General features: G+C 76.2%; 14 protein-coding genes. 8 read left to right on the top strand and 6 right to left on the bottom strand.

The annotated features are described in order from the left end of the window. Positions 1-16: 16 nt before the first annotated feature. From DMH08_RS04100 to DMH08_RS04085, 4 genes are all read right to left on the bottom strand, one after another. Positions 17-223: a hypothetical protein gene (locus DMH08_RS04100; protein WP_125611799.1), complete on the bottom strand. Its 207-nt coding sequence runs from the start codon at positions 221-223 to the stop codon at positions 17-19. Between the two features lie 200 nt (positions 224-423). Continuing rightward, on the bottom strand, positions 424-822 hold the full coding sequence (locus tag DMH08_RS04095; protein WP_125611797.1) for a hypothetical protein: 399 nt from the start codon (positions 820-822) through the stop codon (positions 424-426). 83 nt (positions 823-905) lie between these two features. Beyond that, positions 906-1949 (bottom strand): DUF2330 domain-containing protein, encoded by a 1044-nt coding sequence (locus DMH08_RS04090; RefSeq protein ID WP_125611795.1) that lies wholly within the window; start codon positions 1947-1949, stop codon positions 906-908. 98 nt (positions 1950-2047) lie between these two features. After that, positions 2048-2626, bottom strand: coding sequence for a dihydrofolate reductase family protein (locus DMH08_RS04085; protein ID WP_026401522.1), 579 nt, complete (start codon positions 2624-2626; stop codon positions 2048-2050). A gap of 146 nt (positions 2627-2772) precedes the next feature. Between DMH08_RS04085 and DMH08_RS04080 the strand changes: the two genes are divergently transcribed. Then, positions 2773-3687, top strand: coding sequence for a phosphotransferase (locus tag DMH08_RS04080; RefSeq protein WP_125611793.1), 915 nt, complete (start codon positions 2773-2775; stop codon positions 3685-3687). On the opposite strand, the gene DMH08_RS04075 is transcribed toward DMH08_RS04080, so the two are convergent. Next, a complete protein-coding gene (locus DMH08_RS04075) occupies positions 3668-4213 on the bottom strand; it encodes an EamA family transporter (protein ID WP_199747609.1) in 546 nt (181 codons plus the stop codon). The genes DMH08_RS04080 and DMH08_RS04075 overlap by 20 nt on opposite strands. 269 nt (positions 4214-4482) lie before the next feature. Here DMH08_RS04075 and DMH08_RS04070 point away from each other — a divergent pair, with 269 nt between their 5' ends. The 5 genes from DMH08_RS04070 (at position 4483) to DMH08_RS04050 (ending at position 8541) form a co-directional block, all read left to right on the top strand. Continuing rightward, positions 4483-4623, top strand: a complete 141-nt coding sequence (locus tag DMH08_RS04070) for a hypothetical protein (RefSeq protein WP_199747608.1) — start codon at positions 4483-4485, stop codon at positions 4621-4623. A 61-nt stretch (positions 4624-4684) separates the two neighbouring features. Further along, entirely contained in the window at positions 4685-5191 is a 507-nt protein-coding gene (locus DMH08_RS04065; protein WP_233617385.1) for a flavin reductase family protein, read from the top strand. Positions 5192-5279: 88 nt separating this feature from the next. After that, a complete protein-coding gene (locus DMH08_RS04060; protein WP_125611791.1) occupies positions 5280-6785 on the top strand; it encodes an FAD-dependent oxidoreductase in 1506 nt (501 codons plus the stop codon). A gap of 15 nt (positions 6786-6800) precedes the next feature. After that, entirely contained in the window at positions 6801-7928 is a 1128-nt protein-coding gene (locus tag DMH08_RS04055) for a hypothetical protein (RefSeq protein ID WP_125611789.1), read from the top strand. 4 nt (positions 7929-7932) lie between these two features. Beyond that, positions 7933-8541 carry a TetR/AcrR family transcriptional regulator gene (locus tag DMH08_RS04050; protein WP_125611787.1) on the top strand — a complete coding sequence of 203 codons (609 nt, stop codon included), beginning with the start codon at positions 7933-7935 and terminating at the stop codon, positions 8539-8541. A gap of 45 nt (positions 8542-8586) precedes the next feature. On the opposite strand, the gene DMH08_RS04045 is transcribed toward DMH08_RS04050, so the two are convergent. Then, positions 8587-9090: a MarR family winged helix-turn-helix transcriptional regulator gene (locus DMH08_RS04045; protein ID WP_051300396.1), complete on the bottom strand. Its 504-nt coding sequence runs from the start codon at positions 9088-9090 to the stop codon at positions 8587-8589. A 193-nt stretch (positions 9091-9283) separates the two neighbouring features. Here DMH08_RS04045 and DMH08_RS04040 point away from each other — a divergent pair, with 193 nt between their 5' ends. Continuing rightward, on the top strand, positions 9284-9997 hold the full coding sequence (locus tag DMH08_RS04040; RefSeq protein WP_125611857.1) for an ABC transporter ATP-binding protein: 714 nt from the start codon (positions 9284-9286) through the stop codon (positions 9995-9997). Between the two features lie 2 nt (positions 9998-9999). Then, a complete protein-coding gene (locus tag DMH08_RS04035) occupies positions 10000-12597 on the top strand; it encodes an FtsX-like permease family protein (RefSeq protein WP_125611785.1) in 2598 nt (865 codons plus the stop codon). The last annotated feature ends 43 nt before the right edge of the window (positions 12598-12640 follow it).

The following is a 12640-nucleotide window of genomic DNA, read 5'->3' as shown; positions in this document are numbered from 1 at the left end:
CGGCCGGGGAGGACCTTCACTGCGACCAGTCGATCTCCTCGGTCTCCAGGTCGAGGTGCGCGAAGCCGCCGCCGCCGAGGTTCGGGTCGCCGAGCGCCTCGCCGAAGCCGAGGAAGAACGGGCCGAAGTCGCCGCCGTTCGCCACGGTGGCGGTGCCGCCGAAGTGGCACCGGTCGAAGAACCTCTCCTTCAGCCCGAGGCGCTCGCCCTCCTCGGAGTGCATCTCGATGTACCCGGACCCGCTGCTTCCCCATTCGTCGTAGCGCTTGCCGGCGTTCGGGTCGTCGGCGCGGGCCCGGAGGCGCAGCGGGCGTGCCGGACGATCGTGCCGCCAGGCGTCGGCGCAGTCGTCGTCCGTCCGGTCCGGCTCCTTCGTCGCGGGGTCGGGCAGCGGGCAGGGCGGTGCCGCGAGCTCCGCTTCGGTCAGCCAGATCCAGGCCCAGCCGCCGCCGATCTCGTCCTCGCGGTAGCGCTCACGGGCATGGCGGTCCTCCGCGTAGGCCGCGAGTGCGGACCAGAACGCCGCGGCCTGCGGGCCGTGCTCCGGCGGGGCGGCCCCGCCGATCGCGTCCGCCGCCCCTCCACCGCGTCGGCCACGTGGTCGTCGGACTGGAACACGCTGAGCCCGGCCAGGTCGCCGCCGGCGCAGCGGTACTCCTCCGGGACCCGCACGGTGAACAGGTGCGCCATCGGCAGCCCGTTCACGCGGGAGCGGGGCCACTGCTCGGGCCGCAGCCCGGGCGGGCGGCCGAAGGCGTGGCCGTCCCGGCCCTCGTCGTCGAACTCGATGTCGTACGCGGTGCGCGGCAGGGGCAGGTCCATGCGGGCTCCCTTGATCGGTTCCGGTGGAGGGAGAGTAGCGGCGCGCTGCGACGTTTCGAGGCGGCGGGCGCGGCCCGGCGCGGTCACGCGCCGGTGACCCGGGAGCGCCGGAGACGGCGCGCCGCCAGGACGGCCCCCAGCCCCGCGGCGAGGGCGCCGCCGCCGAAGACGATCACCCAGCCGGCCGGCATGCCCAGGAACCGGACGACCTCCTCCCGGTAGACGACCTGCCGGTAGGGCTCGTCGCCCGAGGCCGCGAAGCGGTAGTCGTCGTCGATCTCCTCGGGGTCGATGGAGGCGTCGGTGAGCTCGGTCATGAACCGGCCGTCCCCGAGGAACTCCCGCAGTTCCGGGGACCGCACCTGACCGGGCGCCACCCGTCCGGCGAAGGCCAGCCGCATGCGGGCGCCGGTCGTCTGCTCGACGCGGTGGTCGGCGAGCACGTAGAGGTGCAGGCGCTGCGTGTTCTCCGCGAGGCGCGAGAGCCGCATCGGGTAGACGAGCTCGTCCGACGCGAACGACACGTGCAGCGGGGCCAGCTCACCGGTGAGCCGGTCGCCGGAACTCGGCCGCAGCTTCACCGCGACGTACTTCCATCCCTGCTCGACGTACGGGCCGAGCGCCTCCGCGAGGTCGGGCCGGAGGCGGTAGCCGTTGCGGCCGAGCCAGCCGCTCAGCGCGTCCGGGTCGTCGGCGTCGAGCGTCGCCACCCGGAACGGCCCGAGGTCGCGCTCGCCGAGCACCTCAACGGACCCGCCGGGCCCGGACGGCGCGGCCCCGGCGGTCGCGCCGTCGCCGGAGCCCAGGTCGGGGAACCAGATCCGGCGGGTGACCACGCGGGGTTCGGTGAGCGCGTCGAGCTGCTCGAACCAGCCGCGCTCGCCGAGCCGGACCGTCGCCTCGGACGGCGTGGGGAACAGCCAGGCCGCGTCCTTCTCCGCCGACTCCGCCGACAGCCGCATCACGATGTCCTCGGTGCGGGCCGCCGCGTCGTGGCGGACGATCGACGTCTCGTCGGAGATCCGGACCGAGCTGTCGGCGATCATCGCGCCGCAGCCGCACGCCGCCGCCGGCCGCGCCGCGCCGGCTGCCGACGAGGCGAGCGCCAGTCCCAGTACGGTCACCACACGCGCGAAGGTACGCACCCACACTCCTCGAGATCGTCCCGAAGGAGTATGACCGCCGGTGGCGCGTCCCGGTTCCCGGTTCGTCCCGAGGGGAGCCGTCAGGCGTGCAGGGCGGGCCGGTAGACGAGCTCCTGGATGTCGCCGTCGAGCGTCCGCCGCTCGAGCAGTTCGAGATCGAAGTCGGCGGCGCCCCGGAAGACCGGGTCCAGCCCCGTCGCGCCGGTGATCACGGGGAAGAGCGTCACCTGGACGCGGTCGACGAGGCCGGCGGCCATCAGCGCCCGGTTCATCGACAGGCTGCCGTGGGAGCGCAGCGGCACCGCGGACTCCTTCTTGAGCCGGGCGACGACGTCGACGGCGTCGCCGTTCGCGACGGTCGCGTCCGGCGAGTCCAGGGGCTCCTCCAGCGTGGTCGACACGACCGTGGCCGGCAGGTTCCACATCCGGGTGACCCAGGGGTCGCGCACGTCGGAGTCCTCGGTGCTCTCGGCGAGCATCCGGGCGAACAGGCGGTACGTGGCGGCCCCGAAGACCATCCGCTGCTCCTCGCGGTACAGGGCGAGGCGGCGGTCGAGCAGCTCGGGGCCCTGCTTGCCCCAGTAGCCGGTCCAGTCGCCGCCGGCGGCGCCGAAGCCGTCGAGGCTGGAGAAGACGTCGAACGTGTAGGTGGCGGTCATGCTCTCTCCCCGGGTGCGGTCGATCGTGCGGCGTTTCGGGGATACAGACTCGGGAGGCCGGCGAGACTCATCGATGACGGACCGGGAACGGTGCCCGCGTGCGCGGCGGCGCCGGGGCCGCCGCCGTCCGGTTACCGTTGCTCCCCATGACGCATTCCGAGATCGAGATCACCGCGGGGCTGGTGCGGGGCCTGCTGCGCGACCAGCACCCCGACCTGGCCGGCCGCCCGGTGAGGCTCGGTGCCCGCGGCTGGGACAACCAGCTGTGGCGGCTCGGGGACGACCTGGCCGTGCGGCTGCCCTGGGCGACGGCGTCCGCGGACGAGCTGCTGCGCAAGGAGCACGCGTGGCTGCCGGTCCTCGCTCCGGGCCTTCCGCTGCCGGTGCCCGTCCCGCAGCGGCTCGGCGAGCCCTCCGCGCGGTTCCCGCGCCCCTGGATCGTCACGACCTGGGTGCCGGGCACGCCCGCCGACCGCGCCCCCGTCGCGCGCGGGGCGGAGGCGGCGGACGCCCTGGCGGCCTTCCTGACGGCGCTCCACCGGCCCGCTCCCGAGGGGGCGCCCGTCGGCCGGAACCGCGGAGGCCCGCCGGCCGAGCACACCGCGTGGTTCGCCGAGCAGCTCGCTTCGGCCGCCGGCCTCGGGCTCGTCCCCGACCCGGACGCCGTCCGGGAGGTGTGGGAGGACGCCGCCGCGGCGCCCGGCTGGGCGGGCCCGCCGCTGTGGCTCCACGGCGACCTGCATCCGGCCAACGTCCTCACCGCCGACGGCACCCTCCACGGTGTGGTCGACTTCGGCGACCTCTGCGCGGGCGACCCGGCCTGCGACCTCGCCGCCGCCTGGATCCTGCTGCCGGACGGCGCCGTCGACCGCTTCCACGCCGCCTACCGCCCGGCCCCGGACGCCGCGACCCTGCGCCGCGCCCGCGGATGGGCGGTGCTGCGCGCCCTCGCCTGCGTCCTCATCGGCGACGCCGGCGTCCACGGCCGGCCCGGCGGCAAGGCCACGTGGGGCCCGCCCGCCCGGGCCGCGCTGCGGCGCCTCATCGAGACCCGGCACTGACGGGCGCCCCCGGATCCGGGCCCGGTTCCGGCGGGCGGCCCCCGGACGGTGCGCCGGCGCGGGCACCCGCGCGGGCCCCGGTGCGTTCGGCGCCGACGCCGGCGATGACGACGAGCGCGACGCCCGCGGCGGCGAGCGGGCCGGGCGTCTGCCCGAGGAGGGCCAGGCCGATGACGGTGGCGATGGCGGGCTCCAGGCTCATCAGCGTGCCGAACGCGGCGGTGCTGAGCCGCCGCAGAGCGATCAGTTCGAGGATGAACGGCACCACCGGCACCAGGACCGCCAGGCCCAGCCCGGCCGGCGGCAGCGGCCAGGTGAGGCGGTCCACGACCTGCGGTCCGGCGACCGCGGTGGCCACCACGGCGGCGACGGGCATGGAGACGGCCCAGCAGGCGGCGGCGGCCAGGGCGCAGCCGACGCCGACCGGGTCGGTCGCGCCGTGCCGGGGCTCGGTGAGCAGCAGGACCCCCGCGCCCGCCGGCAGCGGCCACAGCCGCGCGCCGCCGCGGCCCCGGGCCACCGCCACGCCGAGCGGGCCGAGGAACCCCAGCGCGCTGGCGGTGCCCCCGCGCGGACGCCGCCCCCGCGCGCGGCTCCCGCGGACGCGGCGCGGTCGTCCCCGCAGGCGCGGCGGGGGGAGGGGAGGTGGAGGTCATGCCCCCAGTGGAAGGGACGGGTTCGCCACCGCCGTCCGCCGCTCCCTGCTGCCGGTGGTCGCCGACCTCGCCGACCGCCCGGCGGTGCGGCTGCGCATCCGCGAGCACGAGCCCGCCGAGGCGCCGGCGCTGCCCGCCGGTGCCGCCCGAGACCGCCCTGCTGCCGCCGGCCGGCCCGCCGGTCGTCCTGCGCTCGTACGCGGTGGTCCGCCGCGGCCACGCGAACTGGCCGCCGCTGCGCCTCGTCCTCGACCTGCTCGCCGCCCGCGCGACGGCGTGACCGGGCGCGCCCGCGGGCCGCGGTCCTCGGCCGCGCGGGCCCCGGCTCATAGGCTGCGACGGTGGACAGCGAAGAGACGGTGGACAGCGAACAGTTCGTCGACGGTTTCGACTACCCGATGTTCGTGGTGACCGCCGCCGACGCCGGGACGGGGGCGCGGGCGGGCTGCCTGGTCGGGTTCGCGACGCAGACCAGCATCGACCCGTTCCGGTTCCTGGTGTGCCTGTCCCGCCGCAACCGCACCTTCCGGATCGCCGAGGCGGCGGAGGTCCTGGCCGTCCACGTCCTCGGACGGGACGGCGACCAGCGGCGGCTCGCCGCGCTGTTCGGCTCGCGGACCGGCGACGAGATCGACAAGTTCGCCCGCTGCTCCTGGCGGCCGGGGCCCGGAGGCGTGCCCCTGCTCACCGGCGCCCGCCGCCACCTGGTGGGCCGAGTCCTGGAGCGCCTCGACGTCGGCGACCACGTCGGGTTCCTGCTGGAACCGACCGAGGTGTCGGCCGGCACCGGGTCCGCCCCGCTCACCTTCCGCTCGCTGCCCGCCATGGAGCCCGGGCACCGGGCCTGACCCCGGCCGCCGACCGCTCCCCCCCTTGACCCGCCCATGCCTGGATCATACATTCACTCACAATCTGTATGACTGTGAGGTGGGCGGGATGCGGGGACGGACGGCCGTGGTGCTCGGCGGCAGCGTGGCGGGCCTGTGCGCCGCGGGGGTGCTCGCGCGGCACTTCGACGCGGTGGTCGTCCTGGAGCGGGACCGGCTGCCGCCGGGCGCGGAGCACCGCCGCGGCGTGCCGCAGAGCAAGCACCCGCACTTCCTCCTCAACTCCGGGCGCCGCGCGATCGGCGAGATCTTCCCCGGCTTCGAGGAATCGCTGATCGCCGCGGGCGGGATGCGGCTGATGCCGTCGATGGACGCCGCGTACTGCGAGAACGACGGCTGGGCGCCGCGCAAGTCCGGGTCGATGACGATGGTCTACGGCTCGCGCGTGCTCATCGAGCGGGTCCTGCGCGACAGGGTCCGCGAACTGCCGTCCATCGAGATCCGCGAGGGCGCGACCGTCACCGGGCTCCGCTCGTCCGGGGGCGGCACCGCCGGCGGGCGCGTCGAGGGCGTCGAGTACCGCACCGCCGACGGCGCGGGCCGGCTCGCCGCGGACCTGGTCGTCGACGCGCTCGGGCGCGGTTCCCCGGTGGCCGACTGGCTCGCGGCGGCGGGCTGGCCCGCGCCGCCGGAGCGGACCCTCGACGCCAAGGTCACCTACGTCTCGCGGTGGTACGACCTGCCGCCCGCCGACCGCCGCCCGGAGACGTGGTGGTGGAAGCACCTCGTCGTCACGCCGACGCAGGACCGCGGCGACCGTCCCGAGGAGCACGAGTTCCTCAGCAACTTCTTCCCCATCGAGGGCGACCGCGCCATCGTGTGCATGGGGTCGTGGGGCATCCGGATGCCGCGTGAGGCGGACGCGTTCGAGGCCGCGGCCGATCGCGTGCGGGCCGCCGCCTTCGGACGGGCGGCGCGTGCGTGCACGCCGACGTCCGAGGTGCACCTGACGCGCTCGACGGGCAACAAGTGGCGCCGGTTCGACCTTCTCGAGGCCCCTCCGGCCGGGCTGGTCGCCCTCGGGGACTCGATCTGCGCCTTCAACCCGTTCTACGCCCAGGGAATGAGCTCGGCCGCCCGCTCGGCGCTCATCCTCGGCGAGCTGCTGCGCGACCGCGACGCCCTCGACCCCGGCTTCTTCCGCGCGTTCCTCGAGCGGCAGAAGGCGTCCCTCGACGTGCCCTGGATGCTCGCGATGGCCCGTGACCAGGCGTACGACTTCGCCACAGGTACCGAGGTCGCGGCGCCCTGGCGGCGCAGGCTGACCGCGCGGTTCGGCTGGCCGGTCTTCAACGCGATCACCGCCGCGGGCCGCGAGGACGCCTATGTGGAGCGGACGTTCGCCGAGGTGTTCAACCTCGACCGGTCGCTGCGGCAGATGGCCCTCGATCCGCGGTTCTGGTTCGGCCTGGCGCGCTACCAGGTGCGGCGGCGGCTCGGGCGCATGGTCGTGCCCGGCGGGTTCGACGAGAAGAAGGACCCGCCCGGCACGGACTACACCGGCCGCACGCGCTCCGCCGGCGCGTCCGCCGGCACCGGCCTCGTCGACGCCTGACCCGAGGAGCCCCCCATGGACCACACCTGCGGCGCCGCGGCCGAGCGCCTCGCCGAGGGACTCGGCTACTCCTGCCACGGCACCGAGCCGGTGGTCGATCTGCGCGACCCGTTCGGCCTCGAGAACGGCACGATGCCCGTCCTGGAGCTGCTCGTCATCGGCGGCGCCGTGTTCGCGCTCGTCCACGCGTGGCGGCGGTGGCGGCGCGACGGCGACCCGGCCAACATCGCGCTGTGGTTCGCGTCGGTCGTCTACCTGGCCGTGATCGAGCCGCCGCTCTACTTTCCGGAGTGGTTCGGCCTCGAACAGCACGTCGGGTTCATCTTCTCCCACAACGTGTTCACCGTGCAGTTCATGTTCGACCGGCTGCCGCTCTACATCGTGGCCTTCTACCCGGCGCTGTCGCAGCTCGCCTACGAGCTGGTCCGCGTCCTGGGCGTCTTCGCGCGGCGCGGGCCGCTGGCCGGGGCGGTGGCGGTCGCGTTCGCCTGCCAGGTCTTCTACGAGATCTTCGACCATCTCGGCCCGCAGCTGAAGTGGTGGGCGTGGAACACCGGGAACGAGACGATCAACCAGCCGACGCTCGCGTCGGTGCCGATGAACAGCATGCTGCTGTTCGCCTCGGTGTCCTTCGGCGCGATGACCTACCTCGTCGTCCGGCTGACCGGCGGGACGGACGGCCCGCGCACGCTCACCGGCCCGCGGATCGGGTGGCGCGCCGCCGTGGCGGGCGCCGCGACGCCCCTGGCGATGATCATCGCGAGCGCGCCCAGCGGCGCCTTCCGCGGGGAGGACCTGCTGGGAGTCCAGCGGGCCGTGCTGGGCGCCGAGCTCGCCGTCGTCTGGGCCGCCGGCCTGTGGCTGCTCGCGGACGCCTGGCGGGCCGCGCGCGCCGAGCCGTCCCCGGTGGCGTCGCCGGGGTTCGCGCGGATCTACCCGGCGCTGTACCTCGGCGTCCACGTCGTCCTGTGGCTGGTCGCGCTGCCGGCGTACTTCGCGGCGGCGGACGGCGTCACCGAGCAGGGCACGCCGATCGGCAGCCTCTGGTACGTCGTGCCGTGCGCCGCCGCGGCGGCGGCGCTCATCGCGGCCGCGGTCCGCGCGTCCGGCGCGCGGCGGACGGCGGAGCCTGTGCGATCCTAGGGCCATGGGGCACCACGGCTGGGGAGGGCGGCCGCCCGGATCGGACGCCGAGGCCCGGCAGCGCATCGTCGACGCGACCGTCCGGTGCATCGAGCGGCACGGTGTCGCGAAGACGACCCTGTCCGACGTCGCGAACGAGCTCGGCGTCACCCGCCAGACCGTCTACCGCCACTTCGGCCGCATCGGCGACATCCTCGCCGAGGTGGCGGCCCAGGGCGCCGAGTCGTTCGTCGACCGGCTGATCGCCCACCTCCGGGGCGTCACCGACCCGGCCGAGGCCGTCGTCGAGGGCATGGTGTTCTGCGTCCGGACCATCCCGGCCGACCCGCGGCTGAGCCTCCTGCTGCGGCTCGGCGACGCGAGCGCCTTCGGGCGCGGCGCGACGACCGCCGACACCATCGCCTACGGCGCGAAGATGCTGCAGCGCTACCCCGTCGACTGGGCCGCCGCCGGGATCGGGGACGACGACCTCGACGGCCTGGCCGAGATCATCATGCGGCTCCTGACCTCGCTGCTGCAGCATCCGGGTGAACCGCCGCACGACGAGGCCCGGCTCCGCGCCCTGCTGGAGCGCTGGCTGGCCCCCGCGCTGTCCCCGCCGGGCCGCCCCTGACCGCGTCCCGGCGGACGGCCGGGGCGCGGGCCCGGCCGCCGGCGGTCAGCGCGGGCCGGGCGCGGGCCCGTCCGGGCCGGGCGCGCCGGCGGGGTCGGCGAGGCGGCGGAGCAGGTCGACGAGCAGGCCGCGTTCGGGACCGGTGAGCCGGCCGAACATCGCGCCGCCCACCTCGTCCGTGGCCCGCCACGCTTTCTCCAGCGTCTCCCCGCCCCGCGGCGTCAGGACGATCGAGTACGCGCGCCGGTCCTGCGGCGTCCGCTCGCGGGACACCAGCCCGCCGTCCTCCAGTTCGTCGATGAGCCGGACCATCGTCGACTTGTCGATGCCGGTGCGGTCGATCAGGTCGCGCTGGGTGACCGGGCCGTAGAGCGGCAGCGCGAGGAGGACGCCGAAGCCGCGGATGTTGATGCCGAGCGGGCGCAGCGCGTCGTTGACGCGCTCCCGGCTCCGGTTGTGGGCCTCGGCCAGCAGCATGCCGAGCCCCACGTGGTCGGCGGCGGGGCCGCCGTCTCCGGACAGGAGTCGTTCGAGCAGGTCGTGGAGCATGGGTCCATTCTAGGACCACTTGATATAGTCTCAACTGAGATTATCTCTCGTGGTAAGTCAGAAAGTGACCGGAGGAGACATGCCAGAGCCGATCCGCCGCCGCGCGCCGCTCCGCCGGCCGGCGCGACCCGCCCCGCCCCCTCCCGCGGCGCGGAACGCGGCGCCGACCGGGCCGGACGTCGAGGAACCGGTCATGGTCGCGTCGGACGTCGTCAAGACCTACGGGAGCGGGGACGGCGCCGTGCACGCCCTGCGCGGGGTGTCGGCGGCGTTCCCCCGTGGGCAGTTCACCGCGATCATGGGGCCGTCCGGGTCCGGCAAGTCGACGTTCCTGCACTGCCTGGCCGGCCTGGACGCCGTGACGTCCGGCACCGTCGTGATCGGCGCGGTCGACATCACCCGCCTGTCGCGCGCCCGGCTCGCCGAGCTGCGCCGCGAGCGGCTGGGATTCGTCTTCCAGTCGTTCAACCTGCTGCCCGTGCTGACCGCCGAGGAGAACATCCGGCTCACCGGGCGGCTGGCGGGCCGCCGCGCGGACGAGCGGTGGTTCGCCACGATCGTGGACGCGCTCGGGCTGCGCGAGCGGCTCGGCCACCGCCCCTCGGACCTGTCCGGCGGGCAGCGGCAGCGGGTCGCCGTGGCGCGCGCCCTGCTGACCCGGCCGGAGGTGCTGTTCGCCGACGAGCCGACCGGCAACCTCGACTCCCGCTCCGGCGCCGAGGTGCTCGCCTTCCTGCGGACGGCCGTCGACTCCTACCGGCAGACGGTGGTCATGGTCACGCACGATCCGGCGGCCGCCGCCCGCGCCGACCGGGTGCTGTTCCTCGCCGACGGGACGATCGTGGACGAACTGGCCGCGCCCACCGTCGACGCCGTCCACGCCCGCATGCGGAAGACGGAGGGCTGACCATGGGCAACCCCTTGTGGCTCATCGCGCGCCGCTCGTTCGCCGACGGGTGGCCGCGGCTCACGGCCACGCTGCTCGCGGCGCTCGGGTCCGTCGCGCTCATCGCTGGGTCGCTGCAGTTCGCGCTGCGCGCGCAGGAGGCGGTGGCGAGCGCCGACGCGAGCGAGTACCACCGCGCGGACGTCCTCGTCCAGGGCGGGACGGACGTGCCGGACGACCCGAACGCGTCACCCGACGGCCGGATCCGGCTGGACCTCGTCGCGTCCCGGCCCGGTGTCGCGGCGGTCGCCGGCGACGCCGCGGTGGCGGTGACGGCGGCCGGCCCCGGCGGGCGGGCGATCACCGCGTCGGCCGAGGGCGGCACGCTGCTGCGCCCCTGGGTGGCCGACCCGCGGCTGAACCCGTACCGGCTGGAGGCGGGGCGCGCACCGGCCGCCGACGGCGAGGTGGCCGTGGTCGAGCACCTGTCGCGGACCGGCGGCCTGGACGTGGGGGACACGCTCACGCTGACGCTGCCCCGCGAGACGCGCAGAGTGACGGTCGCCGGGGTGGTGAGCGTCCAGGGGCGGGGCGCGGTCGCCGCCGGCGACCTGGTGCTGGCGCCGCCCGAGACGGTGCGGCGTGCCGCGGTGCTCCCTCCGGGCGTCTGGCGGACCGTCTGGGTGAAGGCCGGACCCGGGGTGTCCGCCGAGCGGCTCCGCGACGACCTGGCCCGGCATCTGGAGGGGACGGCGACCGTCCGGACCGCGACGTCGGTGCGGGACGCGCAGGCCGCCGCCGCGGCGGGCGAGGGCGCCTCGGTCGCCGGGGTGATCGGCATGCTCGCCCTGGTGGCGATCTTCGTCGGCCTGTTCGTCGTGGCCAACACCTTCGGCGCGCTGGTGCGGCAGCGGACCCGGCGGCTCGCGCTGCTCGGGGCGATCGGCGCCACGCCGCGGCAGATCCACCGGCTGATCCGCCTGGAGGCGCTGGTGCTGGGCGCGCTCGCCGCGGTCGGCGGCACGGCCGCCGGCTTCCCCCTCTCCGCCCTCCTCATCCGCCTGTTCGCGCGGGACGGCTTCGACGTCTCCGCCGCCGGGCCCCAGTTCGGGGCGGTCGCCCTGGCCGCTCCGGTCGCGGCCGGGATCGGCGTCACCCAGCTGGCCGCGTGGCGCGCGGCCCGCCGCGCCGCGGGCGTCCCGCCCGTCCAGGCGCTGCGGAGCACCGCCGCCGAGACCCCGGGCCGCCGGCTGCCGCGGCTGCTGGGCGCGTCCGCGCTCCTGGTCGGCGCGTGCTTCTGGTGGGCGGTCGCGGTGGCGGTCCGCGCGGACGACCCGCCCGGGCCGGACCGGACGTTCGGTGTCGCGCTGATGATCGTGTTCGGGGCGGTGCTCGCCGTGCCGGCGCTGGCCGTCCTCGCGCCGTTCTTCGTCGCGCCCCTCGGCGGGCCGGTGGGCCGGATCGGCACGCTCGTCGGCGGGGAGACCGGGCGGCTGGCGCGCGCCGCCGTCACCCGCAGCCCGCGCCGGGTGTCCTCGGCCGCCTCGTCGCTGATGCTCGGCGTCGCGCTGGTGTCCTCGGTGGCGCTGATCACGGTGTCGGTCCAGGACCGGTTCCGGGAAGCGGGACGGGAGGTCATGGCGGCCGAGCACGCGATCGCCGCGACCTCCCGGACGGCCGAGGGCGCGCCCGCGCCGCTGTCCCGGGACGTCGCCGCCCTCGCGGCGGGCGCGCCCGGAGTGTCGCGGGCCGTGGCCCTCACGCAGACCGAGGCCGAACTGGTGTCGCCGCCCGCCCGGACCGAAGACGGCGAGGCGCCCGAGCCGTCCACCTTCCTCGTCAGCGGCGCCGAGCAGGAGGGGCTGCCGGACGTCCTGCGGCTCGGCGGACGTCCGCCCGCGCTCCGCACCGGGGAGATCGCGCTCGCCTCCACCGCCATGGAGCAGTTCGGGCTCCGGCGCGGGCAGGAGATCGTCGTGCGCGGCCCCCAGGGCCGGGTCGCGCTCACCGTCGCGGCCGCCTACCACGACCCTTCGCACGTGTTCGCCGAGCAGGCGCTCGTGTCGGCCGCGACGATGGACCGGCTCGACCCCAACGCCGAGACCCGCGCCGTCCTGGTGCGGGGCGGCTCCCCGGACGCGCTGGCCGGCGCCGTCGCGGCGGTGCCGGGCGCGCGCGTCCTCGACCGCGACGCGTACGTGCACGCCGCGTCGGACACGCTCACCCGCCCGCTGCGGGCGACGTACACCTTCGCGGGCATGGCGCTGCTGCTCGCGCTGTTCGGGATGGCGACCACGGTGTCGCTGGGCGTCGCCGAACGCACCCGGGAGTTCGGCCTGCTGGGCGCCGTGGGCGCCACCTCGGGGCAGATCCGCTCGATCGTCCGCTGGGAGGCGGCCGCGGTCGTCGTCCTCGGCACCGCGCTCGGCCTCGCGATCGCGACCGGGACGCTGGCGCTGCTGCACGTGACGAGCGGCAGCTCCTTCCTGCGCCCGGACCCGCCGTGGTGGCTGTTCCCGCTGGTGGCGGCCGGTGCGGCGGCGGCGACCCTGGCGACGTCGGCGCTGCCCGCGCGCCGGGCCGCGGCCGTGCCCGTCCTGGAGGCCGCCACGACCGAGTGAGCGGCGCGGCGGCCTCCGTCCGGACGCGCTCCGCCGATCGCTC

This window comes from Actinomadura sp. WAC 06369, assembly GCF_003947565.1.
GTDB classification, from domain to species: domain Bacteria; phylum Actinomycetota; class Actinomycetes; order Streptosporangiales; family Streptosporangiaceae; genus Spirillospora; species Spirillospora rifamycini.
The sequence above is the reverse complement of the archived record's forward strand: the minus strand, read 5'-3'. Positions and strand labels throughout refer to the sequence as shown.

What these genes read in the sequence shown, in the direction of transcription:
- DMH08_RS04050 (WP_125611787.1), top strand. Translation starts at nt 7,933, where the DNA reads ATGGGGCACCACGGCTGGGGAGGGCGGCCGCCCGGATCGGACGCCGAG.
- DMH08_RS04085 (WP_026401522.1), bottom strand. Translation starts at nt 2,626, where the DNA reads ATGACCGCCACCTACACGTTCGACGTCTTCTCCAGCCTCGACGGCTTC.
- DMH08_RS04080 (WP_125611793.1), top strand. Translation starts at nt 2,773, where the DNA reads ATGACGCATTCCGAGATCGAGATCACCGCGGGGCTGGTGCGGGGCCTG.
- DMH08_RS04055 (WP_125611789.1), top strand. Translation starts at nt 6,801, where the DNA reads ATGGACCACACCTGCGGCGCCGCGGCCGAGCGCCTCGCCGAGGGACTC.
- DMH08_RS04100 (WP_125611799.1), bottom strand. Translation starts at nt 223, where the DNA reads ATGCACTCCGAGGAGGGCGAGCGCCTCGGGCTGAAGGAGAGGTTCTTC.
- DMH08_RS04095 (WP_125611797.1), bottom strand. Translation starts at nt 822, where the DNA reads ATGGACCTGCCCCTGCCGCGCACCGCGTACGACATCGAGTTCGACGAC.
- DMH08_RS04045 (WP_051300396.1), bottom strand. Translation starts at nt 9,090, where the DNA reads ATGCTCCACGACCTGCTCGAACGACTCCTGTCCGGAGACGGCGGCCCC.
- DMH08_RS04040 (WP_125611857.1), top strand. Translation starts at nt 9,284, where the DNA reads ATGGTCGCGTCGGACGTCGTCAAGACCTACGGGAGCGGGGACGGCGCC.
- DMH08_RS04035 (WP_125611785.1), top strand. Translation starts at nt 10,000, where the DNA reads ATGGGCAACCCCTTGTGGCTCATCGCGCGCCGCTCGTTCGCCGACGGG.
- DMH08_RS04060 (WP_125611791.1), top strand. Translation starts at nt 5,280, where the DNA reads ATGCGGGGACGGACGGCCGTGGTGCTCGGCGGCAGCGTGGCGGGCCTG.